We start from the raw sequence: 20,364 nt of genomic DNA, 5'->3' as shown, positions 1-20,364 counted from the left end.
CGGTCCTTACTTGGGCAGCGCCGCGAGCATGCGCTCGAGCGCGACGCGGGCGTGGGTCGCGACGTCGTCGGCGACCACGATCTGGTTGTTGACCTCGCCTGCGACGAGGCCGTCGAGCGTCCACGCGAGGTAGCCGGGGTGGATGCGGTACATCGTCGAGCACGGGCACACGACGGGGTCGAGGCAGAAGATCGTCCGGTCGAGGAACTCCGCGGCCAGCCGGTTGACCATGTTGATCTCGGTGCCGATCGCGATGGTGTCGCCGGGTTCGGACGCGATGACGAACTTGCGGATCGCATCGGTGGAGCCGGCGGCGTCGGCCGCGTCGACGACCGGCATGGGGCTCTCGGGGTGGACGATGATCTTGACCCCGGGGTGCTCGGCGCGGGCCTTGTCGATCTGCGCGACGCTGAAGCGCTTGTGCACCGAGCAGAAGCCGTGCCACAGGATGACCTTGGCATCGGCGAGCTCGGCCTCGGTGTTGCCGCCGAGCGGCTTGCGCGGGTTCCACATCGGCATCTGGTCGAGCGGGACGCCCATGGCCTTGGCCGTGTTGCGGCCCAGGTGCTGGTCGGGGAAGAACAGCACGCGCTGGCCGCGCTCGAAGGCCCACTCGAGCACCGTCGCGGCGTTGGACGACGTGCAGACGATGCCGCCGTTGCGTCCGCAGAATGCCTTGAGCGCCGCCGAGGAGTTCATGTACGTCACCGGGATGACGGGCTGGCGCCCGTCGGCGTCGGGCGCGGAGCCATAGAGGTCCATGAGGTCCTCCCAGCACGCCTCGACGGAGTCCTCGTCGGCCATGTCGGCCATCGAGCATCCCGCCGCGAGGTTGGGCAGGATGACCTTCTGCTCGGGGCGGGCCAGGATGTCAGCGGTCTCGGCCATGAAGTGCACGCCGCAGAACACGATGGTCTCGGCGTCAGGCTTGGTCAGCGCGGCATTGGCGAGCTGGAACGAGTCGCCCACGAAGTCGGCGTACTGGATGACCTCGTCGCGCTGGTAGAAGTGGCCCAGGATCACGAGCTTGTCGCCGAGTGTCTGCTTGGCCGCGACGATGCGCTGGTGCAGCTCGTCGGGGCTCATGCGCTGGTAGGCCGCCGGCAGCTGGCCGGGGCGCACGACGGGCTCGGGGATGACGTCGTCCTCGGACGCGCCGGGTCCGTAGCCGGGGAGGGTGTCGAACTCCCACGGTCCCTTGGCCAGCTCGACGTCGCAGCTGGCGGCGGGCTGGTCGACGATCAGGGTGTTGACCGAACTCATCGGTGCTCCTCGGGGGCGGGAGAGGGCGCGCCGGCCTCGAAACGGAACAGCGCGGGTGGACGGTGGCTCGTGCCCTGCAGGCACGTGCCGGTGGGGACGAGCGTCTTGGTGCCGAGTGCCTGACGGCGGAAGTTGGCGGGGTCGAGCGTCGTGCGCAGCACGGCCTCGTGGACGGCGCGCAGGTCGGCGAGCGTGAACTCCGGCGGCAGGAACGCGTGGGCGATCGGCGTGTACGTGATCTTGGCCCGCAGGCGGGCGAGGGCGTAGTCGACGATCTGGGCGTGGTCGAACGCCAGCTGAGGCAGATCGTCGGCGACGAACCACTCGACGTTCTCGCCGTCGACGGCGCGCGCGACCTCTTCTTGGCGCACCAGGGCCCAGTACACGATCGAGACGACGCGGTCGTCGGGTGAGCGGTCGACGCGCCCGAAGGCGTAGAGCTGCTCGAGGTAGTGCGGCGCCAGGCCGGTCGTGCGCTCGAGGGTGTGCTGCGCGCTGGCGACGAGGTCTTCGTCGGCCTCGAGAGGGCCGCCCGGCAGGGCCCACATGCCTTCGTAGGGCTCGCGGATGCGGCGCACGAGGGGCAGCCACAGCGTCATCAGGCCCGACTCGGGGTGCGGGCGCAGCGCGAAGATCACGGTCGAAACGGCGAGGGACACCCGCTGGTCGATCGACGAGACCGTCATGGGGCACCTTCCGCGGACTTAAAGTAGGTCTGACTCTAAGTCGACTGTAACCCCACCTTAAAGTCATGTCAACACTAAGGTCGTCCTGAAGCGGTGACGTGGTCGCCCATCGGTGCAGCGGGCGGTGAGCCAGTCGCACGACGTCGGTTCGGTCGGTGCGTCCGTCGGCCATCACGTGCCGGGACGGGCGACCAGGTCACCGCCACCCGGGTCGCTGCGTGAACGCCGTGCGGGTGTCGGTGGCGGCGGCGATGATGGGCAGATGCTCCTCGCCGACGTCGTCGCCACCTCCCGGGCGGTCGCCGCGACCCGTTCGCGTCTCGCCAAGGTCGAGCTGCTCGCCCAGCTGCTGCGCGGCCAGGACCCTGAAGACGTCACGACGGTCACCTCGTACCTCGCCGGCAGCCTGCGCCAGCGGCGCACCGGGCTGGGCTGGCGGTCGTTGCAGCACCTGCCCTCCCCCGCCGACGAGGCGAGCCTGACGGTGTCCGAGGTGCACCACACGTTCGAGCAGATCGCCGCACTGTCCGGCACCGGCTCGCAGCGCGCCCGTGCCGATGCCACGGCCGAGCTGTTCGGGCGGGCGACGTCCGACGAGCAGCAGTGGCTGAAGGGGCTCGTCACGGGCGAGGTGCGCCAGGGGGCGCTCGACTCGCTGGTGCAGGAGGCCCTGGCTGTCGTGGGCGGCGTGCCGGTCGCCGCGGTGCGACGAGCCGCGATGATGGCGGGGTCCACGGTCGACGTGGCGGCTGCGGCTCTCACCGGCGACCCCGATGCCCTCGCGGAGTTCGTGCTGCAGGTCGGACGGCCCGTGCTCCCGATGCTGGCGTCGTCCGCGAGCACGGTCGCCGAGGCGATGGCCAAGGCCGGTGGGGGCACCGTCGCGATCGACACCAAGCTCGACGGCGTCCGCATCCAGGTGCACCGCAGCGGCGACGACGTCCTGGTGGTGACCAGGTCGCTCGACGACGTCACCGCCAGGCACCCCGAGGTCGTCGCCGTTGCGAGGGCACTTCCCTGCCACGACGTCGTTCTCGACGGCGAGGTGCTGGCGCTGGGGCCTGACGGCCGGCCGAGGCCCTTCCAGGAGACGGCCTCCCGTGCAGCGTCGTCGACCGGCGTCCACCTCACCCCGTCGTTCTTCGACGTGCTCCACGTCGACGGGCGTGACCTGGTCGACGAGCCGACGCACGTGCGGCTGGAGATGCTGGAGGCGCTGGTCCCGGCCGACAACCTCGTGCCCCGTCTGATCACGTCCGAGCCCGTCGAGGCCGAGTCCTTTGCGACGCAGGTGCTCGAGCGCGGCCACGAGGGTGTCGTCGTCAAGAGCCTCGCCGCGCCCTACGCGGCCGGTCGCCGCGGCGCGACGTGGGTCAAGGTCAAGCCCGTCCACACGCTCGACCTCGTCGTGCTGGCGGTCGAGCGCGGCTCGGGTCGCCGCAGCGAGTGGCTGTCGAACATCCACCTCGGCGCACGCGACGCCGACTCGGGCGAGCTGGTGATGCTGGGCAAGACGTTCAAGGGCATGACCGACGAGATCCTGCGGTGGCAGACCGAACGGTTCCGCGAGCTGCAGACATCCGACGACGGCCACGTCGTGACGGTGCGTCCCGAGCAGGTCGTCGAGATCGCCTTCGACGGCGTGCAGCGCTCGACCCGTTATCCGGGCGGCGTCGCGCTGCGCTTCGCCCGCGTCGTCCGCTACCGCGACGACAAGACCGCTGCCGAGGCCGACACCCTGGCCGACGTCAGGACCCACCTGGCCTGAGGTCGGGCACGGGCACGGGCAGAGCTCACAGTCCCCGGATGACCGACTGCGAGTGGGCCCAGCCCATGCGCACCTCGCCCGCGACCAAGAAATAGGCAGACGCAGTGAAGGCCACGGCCCAGATCAGGCTCATCGTCGCGAACGCGAGCCGGAGGTCGGCGAGGTCGGACGGGGCCAGAGCGAGGCCGAAGCACGACCACGCGAAGACAGCGACGATCAGCGCGAAGGCCGCAAGAGCGGATCGCACGATGTTGCGACCCGAGAACAGCCGCGTCACCATCGAGCCGCGGCCGGGCGAGCCGAACGCGTCGTCGGCCACCCACCGCGCGTAGGCGCGACGGACCCGATCACCCGCCCGGACCACCATGATCCCCAGCCAGACGCTCGGCGCACCGATCGCCAGACCAGCCGCGAGGCCCAGCAGGGCCAGCGCGCCGTCGTCACCGATCGACTCGACACCGAGGCCCAGCACGAACCCGGCCACGACGATGCCGACAAGGCTCCCGAGGCCGAGCCCGAACCGGCGGGGACTCCCGAACTCGTCGTCGAGGCGAGCGGCCGCCCTGCGGTGATGGAACCGTTCCGCGGGGTCGGACCCGGCCGCCTCGATCAGCGCAAGCGCCTCGTCAGAGATCAGCAGTGACAACGTCGTCGGCCTTCCCGTGGTCGGACTTGTCGGCGGTTCCGGGCATGAAGCCTTCGGGACGAACAGTACGCGTCGTGTCGACCAAAACGAGGTCGGCAGGCAGCTCGTCGGCACCGTCGAGTCTCTGCAGACTGGTGGCCATCTGCGACGCGACCACGGACATCGGCGTCCGCTCCGCGACGTTCGGTGCGATGCCGACAGTGACACCCAGGTGCGTCGGCAGGTCCTTCATGGGCAGCACCACGATGTAGACGCCGAGCTCGTCGGGGCGCAGGTGCGGCATGAGCTCGACGGGGTCGAAGTCGAGATCGGAGACGTCCACCGACGTGGTGGCACCGATGACGATGCCCTCGCGGCCGTCGACGAGCTCGAAGGGCTCGATCTGCCCCACGTCACCGCGACTGCCCAGCACCCGCTCGGCGACGCCGACGGGGTTGACGTCGCCGAACGACGGGACCGGCAGGAGTCCGACCCCGATGGTCCACACGGTCGTCCGCAGCTCACCGTCGTCGCCCGGCAGCCAGGTGGCGACGGCGCCCAGATGCAGCCACCCCTGGTCGCGCACTGTCCGGTATCCCAGCAGACAACCCTGCACGAACATCGCTCGGTTCTCGGCCGTGAACAGATCGCCGTCGGCGTCGATCTGCGTGTCCAGGAATCCGAGCAGGGTGCGCTCGTCGGGAAAAGCAGCCAGCTCGATCCATCCCGGCGGCAGTCCCGTGGCCATGGCGGGCGTGTCTGCGGCGGCCGTCACCTCGTCTCCTCGCGGATGGTGTCGAACGACCCGCTGAGGTCCTTGAAGCTCGTCAAGCCCCAGTAGGTTAGGGACGAGAAGAAGTCGGGGTTGATCTTGATCGCCTGCGTCGCCACCATGCTGCCCATGGACCCGCTCACTCCGGCCATCTGAGGCATCAGGAGGCCGTTGCGCAGGATCTGCGGAGCCTCCATCGCCACCGGCCCGATGGCTCGCGCGAGTCCGAAGCCGGCGGCCATGCTGGCGCCCTGGAGGACAAGACCTTGGAGCGCGCCGGGCTCTCCGTGCACGACGCGCAGCGCCTGGATGCCGATGTCGACGAGGCTTGCGACCTTGGCCACCGTCGCAAGCGTGGCCCCGAGGGCGGCTGCGGGCGGAAAGACGAATCCCACGACGAAGCACACGATGGACAGGATCGTGGCGACCGCACCCACGATCTTGGCGAGCTTCTGGAGAACCGGGGCGACGTTCTCCATGAACCAGTCGAAGGCCTCGCTGAGCCTGTCACCCACGTCCGACGCGAGGTCCTTCGCTTTGCCCCACAGACCGGGCTCGTCGGGAGCGAGGTCCATCGCGGTGCTGAAGGCCCTCGCCACACCACGGGCGACCTCTTCGACGTCGGTGCGCAAGGCGTTGGCCCGGCGCAAGATGTCAGCCAGCTCGGCCCGCGACGAGCTCATCGAGGTCTTGGCCGCGGCGAGATCGTCGTCGTAGGAGCTCTTGGCTGCCGAGTCGGCGTCGTCTTCTGGCTTCGTGAGGCCGTCGAGCTTCGTGGTTGCGGCTTCGACCCGTTTCGTGGCCGCCTCGGCTTCGACCTCCAGCGCATCTGCCTGGCGGCGCCAGCCCGGGAGCTGTGCGGCGAACCCGTCGAATGCTCGGCTCGCGGTGGCGAAGCTGAGGTGGGCGTCGTGCACGCGGGGGCGCAGCTCTTCGTCGACCGATGCGCGGAACGCGTCGGCCGTTCGTCCTTGCCAGTCCTGCTGGCCCGAGCCCCTGAGCACGTCGTCGACCTCGGCGAGGCGGTTGACGGTGGCCCGCAGATCGCGACTGATCTCGTCGCTCGTGCGTTCGTCGCTACCCACCGGGTCGAACCCGAGGTGCGGGTAGTCGCGGACGGCGTTCACTTCTGGTCCTTGAGCACGTCCGCCAGCTGCTGGTCGAGGTCGGCGAACGTCTTGCGGATGTGCTCGAGCGACTCGCTGACGCCCTTGGCGTACTTCTCCAGGCGGCCGATGCCGTAGTCCCACTCGTCGCCGAAGGCCTGCAACTTCGACCGGAGCTCTTCGATGCTGGTGGCAGCACCTGCCTTGTCGGACATCCGGCCCACCGGGTCCTTCATCAGGTCGCCGATGCGGTCGATGTCGTCCCGCGTGCGGGCCAGCCCATCCATGTCGATGTAGAGATCTGCCACGTCTGCCCCCCGGCGCTCACGAACAATCTGAGAGCACGCTAGCAACATCCAGATCATCCGTCATCTGGTCGGGACGACTCACTGGAAGTCGCGGCCCCGGTGCTTGGGCGGGATGGCCCGCGCGGCCTGCGGGTAGACCTCCTCGATGCGCATGAGCTTGTCGGCCACGAGGTTGACGACCCCCTCGGGGCTGCGCTCGAGGATGCCGCGGATGACCATGCCCGCGGAGCTGCGGGCCACGACGCGGTAGCGGGTCCAGAGCGCCTGCGAGCACACGACGTTGACCATGCCGGTCTCGTCCTCGAGGTTGAGGAACGTGATGCCCGACGCCGTCGCGGGGCGCTGGCGGTGCGTGATGAGCCCGGCGACCTTGACCCGCCGGCGGGCCTCGGCGGTCGCGATGTCCGACACCGAGAGGATGCCCTCGCTGATCAGCAGGGGTCGCAGGTGCTCGATGGGGTGGGTCTCGGGCGAGATGCGGGTCGCCCAGAGATCGGCCATCGTGATCTCGACGTCGCTCATGCCCGGCAGCATCGGCGGAGGGGCGACGACCGCCGTGCCGTCCAGCTGGTCGGCGCTCTCGACGTAACCCGCGTTCCAGAGTGCCTGACGCCGCGTGACCCCGAAGGCATCGAAGGCTCCCGCTGTGGCCAGCGACTCCATCTGGGCGACCGACAGACCGGTGCGTCGCGCCACGTCGGACATGTCGGCGAAGGGCCGTTCGGCACGGACGTCGACGATGCGCTGCGCGACGTCCTTGCCGATGCCCTGCACCTCGTCGAGGCCGAGCCGCACCGCGAACCGTCCGTCGCGCCGGTGCTCCGGCGTCGGGTCGGGGGTGCCGCGGACGAATCGCGGCACGGGGGGCTGCGCACGGTCGAGGCACGCATCGCGTCCGGTCGGTCCCCCACGACCGTCGAGGGCCTCGAGATCGACCTGCGCCCCCGAGACGACGATGTCGGGACGCAGGACCTCCACACCGTGCCGGCGCGCGTCGGTCGTGAGCGACTGGGGTGAGTAGAACCCCATCGGCTGGTTGCGCAGCAGCGCCGCCAGGAAGGCACCCGGGTAGTGCAGCTTGAGCCACGAGCTGGCGTAGACCAGCAGCGAGAAGCTCAGGGCATGGCTCTCGGCGAAGCCGAAGTTGGCGAACGACCTGATCTTGAGATAGATCTCGTCGGACTCCTCGGGCGTCAGGCCGTGGCTCGCCATGCCGGCGAAGAGCTTGTCCTCCAGCGACTCGATGCGCTCGATGCCTCGCTTGGACCCCATGGCGCGCCGCAGCAGATCGGCCTCGTCACCCGTGCAGTCGCCGATCGCGATGGCCATCTGCATCAACTGCTCCTGGAACAGCGGGACGCCCAGCGTGCGCTCGAGCACCGGCTGCAGGATGGGGTGCGGGTAGGTGACGGTCTCCTTGCCCATGGCCCGGCGGATGTAGGGGTGCACCGCACCGCCCTGGATGGGCCCGGGACGGATGAGGGCGATCTCGATCGCCAGGTCGTACGCCCGCCGCGGCTGCAGCCGGGGCAGCGTGCCGATCTGCGCCCGGCTCTCGACCTGGAAGACCCCGATCGAGTCGGCCCGGCACAGCATGTCGTAGACGCCTGCCTCCTCCTTGGGCATCGAGTCGAGGTCCCAGTGCTCGTCGAGGTGCTCGGCCACGATGCGCATCGTGTGGTCGAGCGCGCCGAGCATGCCGAGACCCAGCAGGTCGAACTTGACCAGGCCCATGAACTCGCACGCGTCCTTGTCCCACTGCAGGACCGTGCGCTTGTCCATGCGTCCGCGCTCGATGGGGCAGACCTCGCCGATCGGCCGCTCGGTCAGGATCATGCCGCCGGAGTGGATGCCGAGGTGGCGGGGCGCGGTCATCATCTGCCGGGCCAGGGACGTGACGGGTGCCGGGACGCCCTCGACGTCCTCGCTGCCCAGCGGTCCCCAGCCGTCGATCTGCTTGGACCAGGCGTCCTGCTGGCCCACCGAGTGCCCCAGCGCCTTGGCGGCGTCGCGGATCGCCGAGCGCGGACGGTAGCTGATGACATTGGCGACCTGCGCGGCGTTGCGGCGTCCGTAGGTGTCGTAGACCCACTGGATGACCTCCTCGCGACGGTCGGAGTCGAAGTCGACGTCGATGTCGGGCTCCTCCTCGCGGGTCGTGGCGAGGAAGCGCTCGAACGGCAGGTTGAAGAAGATCGAGTCGATCGCGGTGATCTCGAGGGCGTAGCAGAGCGCGGAGTTGGCCGACGAGCCGCGACCCTGGCACAGGATGCCCTGCGACCGGGCGAACTTCACGATGTCGTGGACGATCAGGAAGTAGCCCGGGAAGTCCTTCTCCTCGATGACCGCGAGCTCGCGCTCGATGCGCTCACGGGCGGCCGTCTGGTTGTGGGCGTAGCGCTTCTGGATGCCCCTCTCGGCCAGCACCCGCAGCCAGCTCATGGCCGTGTGCCCGTCGGGGATACCGCGCTTCGGCAGCTGCGGGGTCGCGGCGCGCAGGTCGAAGGCCAGCTCGTGCGCCAGGGGGACGGTGCGCGCGACGGCTCCGGGATACCGGCGGAACAGCTGCTGCATCTCGACCCCCGACCGTAGGTGCGCCGCGCCCGTCGCGGGCAGCCAGCCGTCCATGTCGGCCAGGCTGCGTCGCGCGCGGACGGCCGCGGTCGCGGCCGCGAGCCGTCCCTGGGCAGGCTGCGCGAAGTGGACGTTGTTGGTGGCCACTGTCGCCAGGCCGTGGTCGCGGGCGAGATCGGCGAGGGCGTCGTTGGCGGCACTGTCGACCGGAAAGCCGTGGTCGATCAGCTCGACGCCGACGCCGTCGATGCCGAAGCGCTGAGTCAGCACGTCGAGCGCCTCGGCGGCGGCAGGGCGTCCGCCCGCGGCGAGCGCCTGGCGCACGTGGCCCTTGCGGCACCCGGTCAGGACGACCCAGTGGTCGCGGCCCCGGTCGGCGAGCTCGTCGAGGTCGTAGAGCGGACGTCCCTTCTCGTCGCCGCGCAGCTGGGCATCGGTGATCGCGGCGGCCAATCGGTGGTAGCCCTCGACGCCGCGGGCCAGCACCAGCAGGTGGCTGCCCTCGGGATCGGCCACCCCGTTCTGCGGAGTGCGCAGACCCAGCGACAGCTCGGCCCCGTAGACCGTTTGCAGGTCGTGCTCGGGGTACTTGGCCGCTTCCTCGGCGAACCGGGGGGCACCGTAGAAGCCGTCGTGATCGGTGATCGCGAGACCGTCGAGCCCCAGCCCGATCGCCTCCTCGACGAGGGCATCGGGTCCGCTGGCCCCGTCGAGGAAGCTGAAGTGCGTGTGGCAGTGCAGCTCGGCGTAGGGGACGACCGGACCGTCGGGGCCCTCGATCTCGCGCGGTCCGGTCTTGCGGCGCTTGCGCGACCAACCCGGCGCGTCGCCCCCGTCGGGGGCCGGACGGCCCGAGAGCCGGCGCTCGAGCTCGGCCCACGGGACGTCGGGATTGTTCCAGCCCATCAGGCGACCGCCGAGTGGCGCAGTCGTGGGCGCGAGTGGCGCAGATGGGGTCGCGAGTGGCGCAGACTCGCGCAACACGCCGTCTCGGAATCGCGAGAATGCGCCACTCGGCGGGCCGGGGAGTCAGTCATAGCGGGCCTCCGTCCACCAGTGACCGCCCTCGACGATCATCAGGAACGCGCTGCCGTCGACGCCGACGACCTGGAAGCGGGCCAGTCGACGGCTCGCGGCCTCGTCCCACCACTGGTCGTCGACCGGCCACGGCCCGGCCCACGACGCGACGGGCTGCCAGGCCTGGTCGGCAGCGGCGCGGAAGCGGGCGGGCTCGCCGGTCACCATGCCGCGACCGGTGACCCCGATCGACTGCCCCTCGGCACCGACCACCATGGCCTGCTGTGGCTCGCTGTAGACCGTCGCAGGTGCCGGTGCCGGGGCCGGCAGGCTGCCGGGCCAGGGCTGCCGGGCCGACCGAGCAGGCACGGGCCGCTCGCCCCACGGCGTGAGCAGCCGTCGCTCCCCCGGTCCGCGTCCTCCCTGCACCGTCACCGAGACGACCGCCTCGTGACCGACGATGCTCTGCACCCGCGCGACCCCCCGCTCGACGCGCTCGTCGGGGCCACCGCCGAAGAGGCTGTCGGCGTGATCGCCCAGCGGCTCGGTGACCTCGGGGATCAGCCGCACGGCGTCGACGGGCGCGCGGATGGCACCGTCGACACCCAGCTGCCAGCGGACCCGGTCGACCAGGTCGGTGGGCCCGAACCAGCGCGGGTGCATCCACCGTCTCGAGGTGGCGAGCGAGCCGTCGGCGTCGACCTCGATCAGCACCGTCGTGCAGACCAGGCCGTGATCGGCCAGATCGGCGACGAAGGCCTCCGCCGTCGTGCGCAGGCTGAACGCGATCGGCTCGACGTTGTCGAGAGGCGGCTCGAGCAGCAGCGTGGCGTCGAACTCCGGCGGCACCTGCCGACGGCTGATGAGCTGCGGATCGAGCCCGCGCGCCAGGCGGTGCAGCAGCGCCCCGTGCGTGCCGAACCGGGTGTGGACGTCGGCCGGTGGCAGCGAGGCGAAGTCTCCCAGGGTCAGCAGCCCCATGCGCCGCAGCAGGCCGACCAGCGACGCATCGTCGAGCGCCTCGATGGGCAGGTCGCGCAGGAACTGCCCTGACCCCCGCTCGGGCACCACGATGCTGTCCTGCGCGAGGGCCCGGCGGGCGGCCTGCTCGGCGGCGAACAGGCCGTCGGCGATGCCGGCGCGCACGTCCCACACCCCCAGCTCGACGAGCCGCTCGGCGATGACCGCTGCCGCCTCGGCCTCGCCGCCGTAGAACCTGGCCGGCACCTCGAGCGCGCACAGGCCCGGACGCAGCGGGGCGACCCCGGGGCTGAGCTGCTCGATCGCGGTGAGCACCGCCTCGAAGGCCCGGGCGTCGACGTCGGGGTGGTGCTCGTGCAGCACCAGCTCGGGGCACCGCGACTGGGCGTCACGCCGCCGCATGCCCCGGCGGACGCCCTCGGCGCGGGCCGCCTGCGAGCAGGCCAGCACCGACCCCTTGTCGAGCACCGCGGCCGGGACGGAGGCCGGGCCGCCGACCGCGACGATCGGCCAGTCGGGTGCCCACAGCACCATCGTGCGGCTCACTACGACACGCTCCGCAGGTGCGTCGGGGCGTCGGACGATGTGGACGCGGCGACGTCCTCGACCTGCCGGATGGCCTGGTCGGCGTCGGGCATCCACAGCTGCCGGCGGCGGGCCGGGGCGGCTCCCCCACGACGCACCTCGACCGTGGCGCGTCGTGCCTGCAGGTGGCCGTGGCCCCTGCCAACGCCGACCCACTCGACGTCGCACATCGAGAGCCGGGCCTCGCTGCGGGGCCAGTCGCCGTGGGCGATCAGGATGCCTCCGCGCTGCCGCAGCCGGGCGGCGATGCGGCTGACGTCCTTGGCTGCCACGTGGGCCGGGGCTCGCAAGACCACGACCCCCAGGACGTCGATCAGCGCCGCGGTGACCTCGAGCCACGCCTCGCCCGGATCGGGCACCAGGATCGTGCGACGCAGCTCGACGCCCGCGGCGGCAGCGGCCTCGAGCCCCAGCTCGGCAGTGCCCACGACCCCGCACCACGCCCCGTCGGCCGACGGACCGGCCATGAGCGCGACCGCCAGGCTCATTGAGTCGACCGAGTAGGTCGACCCCGCCTGCAGCTGCAGCAGGCCTGCGAAGGCAGGGTGCGTGGCGACCGGCTGGGCGGCGGGCCGACCCTGCATCTGGTCGACCCTCGCCCGCAGCTCGCTGAGGGTGGGGGCGGCGACGTTCACCCGTCCATGATCGAACATCTGTTCGAACGAGTCAATCTCGTGGCGGCCTCGTCCCAGGGGGCGGACAGCCCCTCGTCACCGGGCCCGCGAGTGGCGCATTCCGGTGCGCGAGTGGCGCAATCTGGTCAGACACGCCGTCTCAAGAAGACCAGACTGCACCACTCGCGGGATGCCTCGCGGAATCCGGAGCGGTCAGGCGCCGAGGCGGATCGAGCCTCCGGGGATCGCGTCGAGCAGACGACGCGTGTACTCCTCGGCCGGGTTGTCGAACACCTGCGAGACCGGCGCGGCCTCGACGACCTTGCCGTTCTGCATGACCAGGACGTCGTCGGCGATCTGCCGCACGACCGCGAGGTCGTGGGTGATGAACAGATAGCTGAGCCCGAGCTCGGCCTGCAGGTCGTTGAGCAGCTCGAGGATCTGCGCCTGCACCAGGACGTCGAGCGCCGAAACGGCCTCGTCGCAGATCACGACCTCAGGGTCGAGGGCCAGGGCCCGGGCGATCGCCACGCGCTGACGCTGACCGCCCGAGAGCTCACCCGGATAGCGCGACATGACGGTCGTCGGCAGCGAGACCTTGTCGAGCAGGTCGCGGACCTTGGCCTCGCGCTCCTTCTTGGTGCCGATGCCATGCGTGCGCAGCGGCTCCTCGATCGACTGGTAGATGGAGTACAACGGATCCAGCGAGGCGTACGGGTTCTGGAAGACCGGCTGCATCTGACGACGAAGCCTCAGGTGCTCGGCCCGCCCCTTGAGCTCGCGCACGTTCTTGCCGTCGAAGATCACGTTGCCGGACGTGGGGGGCAACAGGTCCAGCACCATGCGAGCCACCGTGGACTTGCCGGAGCCCGACTCCCCCACGATGGCCGTGGTGGTGCCGCGACGCAGGCGGAACGAGACGTCCTCGACGGCTGCGAAATCGATCTTGTCCCACGGCTTGGCACCCCGGAGCGTGAACACCTTGGTGAGGTTCTCGGCGACCAGGATGTCGTCGCGCCCCTCCCCCAGGGCCGTCTCGCTCACGGCCACCTCGGCCGCGATCTCGGCAGCCGTCTGGACCGCCTGCTCGCGCACCTCGGCCCGAGCGCTAACCGATGACAACCTCTGCGAGGCCAACGAGGGCGCATGCGACACGAGGCGCTTGGTGTAGGGATGCTGGGGATCCTGCAGGATCTCGCGGGCCGGGCCGGACTCCACGATCTTGCCGCGGTACATGACCACCAGGTGATCGGCTCGCTCGGCAGCCAACCCCAGGTCGTGCGTGATCAGCATGACCGCGACGCCGAGCGTGTCGGTCAAGGTGTCGAGGTGGTCGAGGATCTGCTTCTGCACCGTGACGTCCAGCGCCGACGTCGGCTCGTCCGCGATGAGCAGCTTGGGCCGTGCGGCCAGCCCCATGGCGATCAGGGCGCACTGACGCATGCCTCCGGAGAACTCGTGCGGATACTGCCTCGCCCGTCGCTCGGCATCGGGAAGCCCGGCCTCCTCCAACAGCTCGACGACCCGCTTGTCGGCAGCATCGCCCGTCGCGATGTCGTTGGCGACCAGCGACTCCTTGATCTGGCGACCCACCTTCCAGAGCGGGTTGAGATTGGACATGGGATCCTGCGGCACCAGACCGATCGACGATCCGCGCAGTGCCATCATCGCCTTGCGATCGGCGTGGGAGATGTCATGACCCTCGAACAGGATCTGGCCCGACATGATGTGCCCCGAGCCGGGCAGCAGGTCGATGACGGCGTGAGCCAGGGTCGACTTGCCCGAGCCGGACTCGCCGACGATCGCGATGGTCTGGCCGGGATAGATGCTCAGGTTGGCACCGTCGACCGCGGTGAGGACCTTCTTCTTGTCGACCCTGAACCCGACCCGCAGGTCCTTGATCTCGAGAAGGGGCGCTGAGCCCAGCGGCTGCGTGGTCATGACTTCCTCGCCTTCGGGTCGAGTGCTTCGCGCACGGCCTCGCCCAGCAGGACGAATCCGAGCACGGTGATGGCCAGCGCCGTCGCGGGCACCCACATGACGACCAGGTGCTGACCTGAACGGACGAGAGTCTGAGCGTCGGACAGGTCGTTGCCCCACGACACGATGCTCTGCGGCAGGCCGATGCCGAGGAACGACAGCGCCGACTCCGAGACGATGAACACGCCGAGCATGATCGTGGCGGACACGATGACCGGGGACAGGGCGTTGGGGACGATGTGGCGACGCAGATTGGTGACCTTCGACGCCCCGATGGCGGTGGCCGCGTCGACGAACTCGAGATTCTTGACCTCCAGCACCGCGCCACGCATCTGCCGCGTGATCTGCGGCCATGCGAAGACCGCGAGTGCCAGCACGACGGCCAGCACCGACCCCCAGAACCCACGGTTGGGGTACAGGTTGTTGATCACCGAGATGATCACGATGCCGCCCAGCAACACTGGGATCGAGAAGAAGATGTCACTCAGACGCGACATCACGGTGTCGGTGATGCCACCGAAGAAGCCGGCGATCGCGCCGGTCACGATGCCCAGGATGACCGTGACGACAGTCGCGATCACGCCGACCGCGACCGAGGCCCGTGCACCGTAGACCGTGCGGGCCCAGATGTCGGCACCCTGGAAGTTGTAACCGAAGGGGTGCCCCTCGCTGGCCGGCGCGAACTGCTTGTCGAGCGAGGCCTGGTTGGGATCGGCGCTCGTGAACAGCCCCGGGAAGGCGACCATGACGGCGAGCACCAGGATGATCAGGGCAGACAGCCAGAACAGCGGCGACTTGCGCAGACGCTTCCACGCCTCGCGCCACTGGCTCTCGGGCACCGCGTCGACGTCGACGGCGTCGATGGCACGCAGCGGGGTCTCGTCGAGCGGGGCCACGAACCGCTCCTGGCCGGGATATGTGTCATGCATAGCGGATCCTCGGGTCGAGAACGGCGTACAGGAGGTCGACGACCAGGCTCATCATCACGTAGAGCATGACCATGACCGCGACGACGGAGACGGTCAACGGGGTGTCGCCGCGACTGACCGCGCCGAAGGCGAGGTTGCCGATGCCCTGGACGTTGAAGATGCCCTCGGTGATGATGGCACCGGCCATCAGCGAGCCGAGGTTGATGCCGATGTACGTCACGACGGGCACCAGGGAGTTGCGCAGCACGTGGTTGCGGACCACGAGCCCTCCACTGAGGCCCTTGGCCCTGGCCGTGCGCACGTGGTCGGCCGTGAGGTTGTTGGCCACCGAGGTGCGGGTGAGACGGGTCGTCGTCGCGATGTTGGCGATCGCCAGCACGAACGCCGGCAGCACGAGGTCACCGATGGACCAGTCGACCGGGACCGTGGCCGGGAACACCGTGAACTTCACTCCCAGCAGGAACTGCAGCACGAATCCGACGACGAAGATCGGGACCGACAGCAGGATCAGCGAGAGAACCAGCGTGACGGAGTCGAACCAGCCGTTGCGTCGCAGACCGGCGATGGTGCCGACCACGATGCCGATGACCGCGTCCATCGCCAGTGCCATGACAGCGAGCGTCGCTGTGACGGGAAGCGCATTGCTGATCTTGTCGAAGATCGGCTGGCCGTCGAGCCCCACGAAGTTGGGGTTGAACGTCACGACGTCCTTGATGAAGTACAGCCACTGAAGACCGATGAAGTCATCGAGGTGGAACTGGTCACGCAGAGCCTGCCGGACTTCGGGCGAGACGGGCTTGTTGCCGGTGAGGCCGAGGATGGGGTCACCCGGACGCAGCTTCGTCAGGATGAAGATGATCAGCGTGGCCCCGAGAAAGACTGGGATGGCCTGGAGCAGCCGCTTGACGACGTACCACCACACAGGAGCCTCCTGAGATGTCGAAGAGATGGGACTGGAGCATTGCCGCTGACCCAAGGGCAATGGTGCACCTTGGGACCACACAGCGCACGGGGGCAGCCCCGTGAAGGGCTGCCCCCGCGAGCGGCGGGGCCTGAGAAGCTACTTCGTCAGTGCGTAGTAGTCAGGCTTCTGCTGCCAGTTGAACACGTACCCCTTCAGGTCCTTGTTCGTGACCGCAGTCGCGTTCTGGTACCACAGCGGGATCGCCGGGAGATCAGTCAGCAAGACCGTCTGGGCCTCGGTGATGAGCTTGTAGCGATCGTCACCCGTGGCGGCCGCGGCCTGCTGGATGAGCTTGTCGAACTCCGGGTTGTCGTAGTCGCCGTCGTTGGAGCCGGCGCCCTTGGCGTAGATCGGTGCCAGGTAGTTGAGCATCGACGGGTAGTCGGCCTGCCAACCGGTGCGGAACGCGGTCTTGATGCTGCGGTCGGTGACGACCGTGCGCAGCTCGTCGAACGTCGGGTAGGCCTTGGGGGCCGCATCGATGCCCAGCACGTTCTTGATCTGGTTGGTCATGGCCTCGGAGAACTCCTTGTTGCCCGCGCCGTCGTTGTTGTACGCCAGCTCGAACGTGCCGCTCCAGGGCTTGATCTTGTCGGCCTCGGCCCACTTGGCCTTGGCGTCGTCGGCGTTGAACGTCAGCACCTCGTTGCCGGGCACGTCCTTGGTCCAGCCGTCGAGCACCGGGGAGGTGAAGTCGGTGGCGGGCGTACGGGCGTTGTTGAAGACCTTCTCGGTGATCTCGGGACGGTTGATCGCCTCGGAGATCGCCGCGCGACGCAGCTTGCCCTCTTCGTCATTGCCGAAGTGCTCGAGGCGCTCGGGGATCGTGAACGACGAGAAGCTCGAGCCGGGCTGGTTGTAGGCCTTGACGGCCGGGTCCTTCTCGAAGGTCGTGAGAGCGCTCGGCGGCACCTGGTCGAGGACGTCGAGGGTTCCCGACTGGACGGCGGTGTACGCCGAGTCGACCGAGTTGAAGAACTTGAAGACCAGGCCCTTGTTCTTCGGCTTGTGCGGGCCGGTGTAGTCGGGGTTGGGCTTGAGGGAGATCTGCTTGTTCTTCTCCCAGCCACTGTCGGTCAGCATGTAGGGGCCGTTGCCGATCGGCTTGTTGCCGTAGGCCTTGGTGATCTTGCCGCTCGCGTCGTAGGCGGCGTCGGGAACCGGGAAGTAGGCCGAGTAGCCGAGGCGCAGCGGGAAGTCGGACTCCGGCTCCTTGAGCTGGATCGTGAACGTGGAGTCGTCGACGACCTTCAGGCCCGAGACGGTATCCGCCCCCTTCTCCGTGTTGCCGACGTCGTCCGTGCCCGCGATCGGGTAGAAGAAGTAGTTGTTGAGCTGCTTGTTCGCCGGGTTGGCGCCGTAGTTCCACGCCTTGACGAAGGAGTTGGCCGTGACGGCCGAACCGTCGGTGAACTTCTGATCGGCCTTAATCTTGACCGTCCACAGCGTGCTGTCGTCGTTGGGCTCGATCGACTCGGCCACGTCGTTGACGATGGATCCGTCGGAGTTGTATGCGGTCAGACCGGAGAACAGGTTCTGGATCGGGTCACCACCGCCGACCTCGTTGGTCGCGGTCGGGATCAGCGGGTTCTGGGGGTTGGTGCCGTAGACCGTGATGACGCCGTCACCACTGCCGCCGCCGCTGCCGCCGCCGCTGCCGCCGCCACACGCAGCCAGGGTGAGGCTGGCGGCGGCGATCAGGGCCACTCCCGCAAGGCGTGTTCGCCGGGTGAGTCGCATGGATTCCTCCTGTGTTAGATCAGGTGCACGCTGACGCGCGCCTCCTATGACTATCACCGAGGACCCTGCACGGGACAGCACTCGCGGCCTGCTTAATCAAAGTGACACCAAAAAAGTCAATAGTTCCGCGGGGTCATCCGACCTGGTCAGATCGGTGATGGCCTGTCTCAGATGGCAAGACGACGGCCGGCCCACACCCGAGGGTGCGGACCGGCCGTCGTGAGGGGCTGGGATCAGCCCTTGCGCTTCTTGACCTCGTCGGTCGCGGCGGGCAGGACGGCCTTGAGGTCGCCCACGACGCCGAAGTCGACGAGCTCGAAGATCGGGGCCTCGTCGTCCTTGTTGACCGCGATGATCGTCTTGGACGTCTGCATGCCGGCCCGGTGCTGGATCGCACCAGAGATGCCGTTGGCGACGTACAGCTGCGGCGAGACCGTCTTGCCGGTCTGGCCGACCTGGAAGCTGTGCGGGTACCAGCCGGAGTCGACCGCAGCACGGCTCGCTCCCACGGCGGCACCGAGGCTGTCGGCGAACGCCTCGACCTCGGTGAAGTCGCCACCGGTGCCACGCCCACCGGAGACCACGATCGCGGCCTCGGTCAGCTCGGGGCGACCCGAGGCGGCCTTCTCCTTGGACGCCGTGATCTTCGCACCCTTGGCAGCATCCGTGATGTCGGCCGTCTTGGCCTCCACCGCACCGGCACCACTGACGGCCTCGGGAGCCACCGAGTTGGGCTTGACCGAGATGACCGGCGCACCCTTGGTGACCTGCGACCGCACCGTGAAGTTGCCGGCGAAGACCGACTGCGTCGTGGTGACCGTGCCACCATCAGCCTGGACGTCGACCGCGTCGCCGATCCAGCCCGACTCGGTCTTGAGCGCCACGCGGGCGCTGATCTCCTTGGCCTCCGTGGACGACCCGGTGAGCACCGCGGCGGGGCTGACCTCGGCCACGAGCTGGCTGAGCGCCTCGGCCTTGGGACCGACGAGGTACTCGTCGTAGACGGCGTCGTCATAGGTGTAGATCTTCTCGGCGCCGTACTCGGCGAGGACGCCGTTGTCGGCGGAGCCGAAGACGACCGCGGAGGGCTCGCCGATGCGGCGGGCGATCGTGAGCAGCTCGAGCGAGGGCTTGGTGACCTTGCCGTCGGGAGCGTCGATGAGAACGAGAACTTCAGTCATGTCAGATTCCTTCGGCCTTCTCAGACGAACTTCTTGGACGCGAGGAACTCGACGAGCTTGACGCCGCCGTCTCCCTCGTCGGTGACGATCTCACCGGCCGTGCGCGGCGGACGGGGCTCGAACGACTCGACCTTGGTCCAGGCGTTGTCCAGACCCACGCTGCTCGCATCCAGACCCAGGTCGGCCAGCGACCACTCCTCGACAGGCTTCTTCTTGGCGGCCATGATGCCCTTGAAGGACGGGTAGCGGGCCTCGCCGGTCTGGTCGGTCACCGAGACCACGAGCTTGCCCGTGCCCTCGATCTCCTGCGTCGCGACGTCGCCGTCGCGGCGGATCTTGACCGTGTCGCCGTCGACCGTGATCTCCGAGGCGAACGTGACGGCCGGAAGGCCGAGGCGCTCGGCCACGAGCGTCGGGACGACACCCAGGCCAGCGTCGGTCGAGGCCATGCCGAAGAACAGCAGGTCGAAGTCGCCGACCTTCTCGATCGCCTTGGCCAGGATCTCCGACGTCGCGAACGCATCGGAACCGTGGATCGCGTCATCCTGCACGTGGATGCCCGAATCGGCACCCATCTGCAGCGCCTTGCGCACCGCGTCGGCCGCCTGCTCCGGCCCGACCGTCAGCACGACGACCTCGCCGTCACCGGCCTCGATCGTCTGCAGCGCCTGCTCGACCGCGTACTCGTCGAGCTCGGACAGCAGACCGTCCACACCAACACGATCGACGGTGTTATCGGCGCTGAACGTCCGGTCAGCCGTAGCGTCCGGGACGTACTTCACAGCAACAACGATCTTGGTCACGAGGACCCTCCTGTGAATCTGGGGCACGACGACCAGGCGGTCGCCGCGTCAGTCAGTGACTGTTGGGGGTCTGACAACCCGTGCCGAGCGGCTCGGTGAGGTGACCCTACTTCACCTGAATGTTACCCAAGCGTAGTAATGAGGGCGACAAATGGGCGGCATGCGGTAGATCACATCCGTGATCGGTTCGAGCCAGCGGTACGCGGCTTGACCTCCAGCACGAGCTCGAGCATCGAGCCGTCGACCAGCGATGCGGCGCGGCGCGTGCTGATGAGCACCGCCGAGACGACGGAGGCGACGAAGGCCGCGACGACGACGAGTGCGATGGCCAGGAGCATGCGGGGTCCGATCTGTGGTGACACGGGCGGTGACACCTGTACAGACCCGCTGGCCCGCACTTCATGACGCGACATCGCACGTGGCGCACGACTCCCCCGGCCCCGGGTCGTCCGCCTCCGCCTCCGCCCG

The 20,364-nt window shown here is 69.0% G+C and carries 17 protein-coding genes; 1 reads left to right on the top strand and 16 read right to left on the bottom strand.

What is annotated here, in order from left to right; all coding sequences use genetic code 11:
* Positions 1–6 precede the first annotated feature (6 nt).
* Complete coding sequence (gene nadA, locus JOF40_RS12535; RefSeq protein WP_129185949.1) at positions 7–1,263, bottom strand: quinolinate synthase NadA; 1,257 nt, start codon at positions 1,261–1,263, stop codon at positions 7–9.
* Positions 1,260–1,949: an NUDIX hydrolase gene (locus JOF40_RS12530; RefSeq protein WP_129185950.1), complete on the bottom strand. Its 690-nt coding sequence runs from the start codon at positions 1,947–1,949 to the stop codon at positions 1,260–1,262. The genes nadA and JOF40_RS12530 overlap by 4 nt, the downstream gene beginning before the upstream one ends.
* A 262-nt stretch (positions 1,950–2,211) precedes the next feature.
* Here JOF40_RS12530 and JOF40_RS12525 point away from each other — a divergent pair, with 262 nt between their 5' ends.
* On the top strand, positions 2,212–3,717 hold the full coding sequence (locus JOF40_RS12525) for an ATP-dependent DNA ligase (RefSeq protein WP_129185951.1): 1,506 nt from the start codon (positions 2,212–2,214) through the stop codon (positions 3,715–3,717).
* 25 nt (positions 3,718–3,742) lie between these two features.
* Here the strand turns inward: JOF40_RS12525 and JOF40_RS12520 are convergent, their stop codons facing one another.
* The 14 genes from JOF40_RS12520 to JOF40_RS12455 form a co-directional block, all read right to left on the bottom strand.
* On the bottom strand, positions 3,743–4,363 hold the full coding sequence (locus tag JOF40_RS12520) for a hypothetical protein (protein WP_129185952.1): 621 nt from the start codon (positions 4,361–4,363) through the stop codon (positions 3,743–3,745).
* Positions 4,344–5,117, bottom strand: coding sequence for a hypothetical protein (locus JOF40_RS12515; protein WP_129185953.1), 774 nt, complete (start codon positions 5,115–5,117; stop codon positions 4,344–4,346). The genes JOF40_RS12520 and JOF40_RS12515 overlap by 20 nt, the downstream gene beginning before the upstream one ends.
* Complete coding sequence (locus JOF40_RS12510; RefSeq protein WP_129185954.1) at positions 5,114–6,241, bottom strand: putative T7SS-secreted protein; 1,128 nt, start codon at positions 6,239–6,241, stop codon at positions 5,114–5,116. Before JOF40_RS12510 ends, JOF40_RS12515 begins: the two co-directional genes overlap by 4 nt.
* Positions 6,238–6,528, bottom strand: coding sequence for a hypothetical protein (locus tag JOF40_RS12505; protein ID WP_129185955.1), 291 nt, complete (start codon positions 6,526–6,528; stop codon positions 6,238–6,240). The genes JOF40_RS12510 and JOF40_RS12505 overlap by 4 nt, the downstream gene beginning before the upstream one ends.
* Before the next feature lie 78 nt (positions 6,529–6,606).
* On the bottom strand, positions 6,607–10,008 hold the full coding sequence (locus tag JOF40_RS12500) for an error-prone DNA polymerase (RefSeq protein ID WP_129185956.1): 3,402 nt from the start codon (positions 10,006–10,008) through the stop codon (positions 6,607–6,609).
* A gap of 123 nt (positions 10,009–10,131) precedes the next feature.
* A complete protein-coding gene (locus JOF40_RS12495; protein ID WP_307800769.1) occupies positions 10,132–11,646 on the bottom strand; it encodes a DNA polymerase Y family protein in 1,515 nt (504 codons plus the stop codon).
* Complete coding sequence (gene imuA', locus JOF40_RS12490) at positions 11,646–12,320, bottom strand: DnaE2-dependent mutagenesis accessory factor ImuA' (protein WP_246153048.1); 675 nt, start codon at positions 12,318–12,320, stop codon at positions 11,646–11,648. The genes JOF40_RS12495 and imuA' overlap by 1 nt, the downstream gene beginning before the upstream one ends.
* 192 nt (positions 12,321–12,512) lie before the next feature.
* Positions 12,513–14,240 (bottom strand): dipeptide ABC transporter ATP-binding protein, encoded by a 1,728-nt coding sequence (locus JOF40_RS12485; RefSeq protein WP_129185958.1) that lies wholly within the window; start codon positions 14,238–14,240, stop codon positions 12,513–12,515.
* Positions 14,237–15,208 carry an ABC transporter permease gene (locus JOF40_RS12480; protein ID WP_129185959.1) on the bottom strand — a complete coding sequence of 324 codons (972 nt, stop codon included), beginning with the start codon at positions 15,206–15,208 and terminating at the stop codon, positions 14,237–14,239. Before JOF40_RS12480 ends, JOF40_RS12485 begins: the two co-directional genes overlap by 4 nt.
* Positions 15,201–16,130 (bottom strand): ABC transporter permease, encoded by a 930-nt coding sequence (locus JOF40_RS12475; RefSeq protein ID WP_129185960.1) that lies wholly within the window; start codon positions 16,128–16,130, stop codon positions 15,201–15,203. The genes JOF40_RS12480 and JOF40_RS12475 overlap by 8 nt, the downstream gene beginning before the upstream one ends.
* 138 nt (positions 16,131–16,268) lie before the next feature.
* A complete protein-coding gene (locus JOF40_RS12470; protein WP_129185961.1) occupies positions 16,269–17,912 on the bottom strand; it encodes a peptide ABC transporter substrate-binding protein in 1,644 nt (547 codons plus the stop codon).
* Between the two features lie 233 nt (positions 17,913–18,145).
* Complete coding sequence (locus tag JOF40_RS12465; RefSeq protein WP_209674579.1) at positions 18,146–19,093, bottom strand: electron transfer flavoprotein subunit alpha/FixB family protein; 948 nt, start codon at positions 19,091–19,093, stop codon at positions 18,146–18,148.
* 20 nt (positions 19,094–19,113) lie between these two features.
* Positions 19,114–19,896, bottom strand: a complete 783-nt coding sequence (locus JOF40_RS12460; RefSeq protein WP_129184884.1) for an electron transfer flavoprotein subunit beta/FixA family protein — start codon at positions 19,894–19,896, stop codon at positions 19,114–19,116.
* A 170-nt stretch (positions 19,897–20,066) separates the two neighbouring features.
* A complete protein-coding gene (locus JOF40_RS12455) occupies positions 20,067–20,234 on the bottom strand; it encodes a hypothetical protein (protein WP_209674577.1) in 168 nt (55 codons plus the stop codon).
* Positions 20,235–20,364 lie beyond the last annotated feature (130 nt).

It is taken from the genome of Aeromicrobium fastidiosum (genome assembly GCF_017876595.1).
In the GTDB taxonomy this organism is placed as follows: Bacteria; Actinomycetota; Actinomycetes; order Propionibacteriales; family Nocardioidaceae; genus Aeromicrobium; species Aeromicrobium fastidiosum.
The sequence above is the reverse complement of the archived record's forward strand: the minus strand, read 5'-3'. Positions and strand labels throughout refer to the sequence as shown.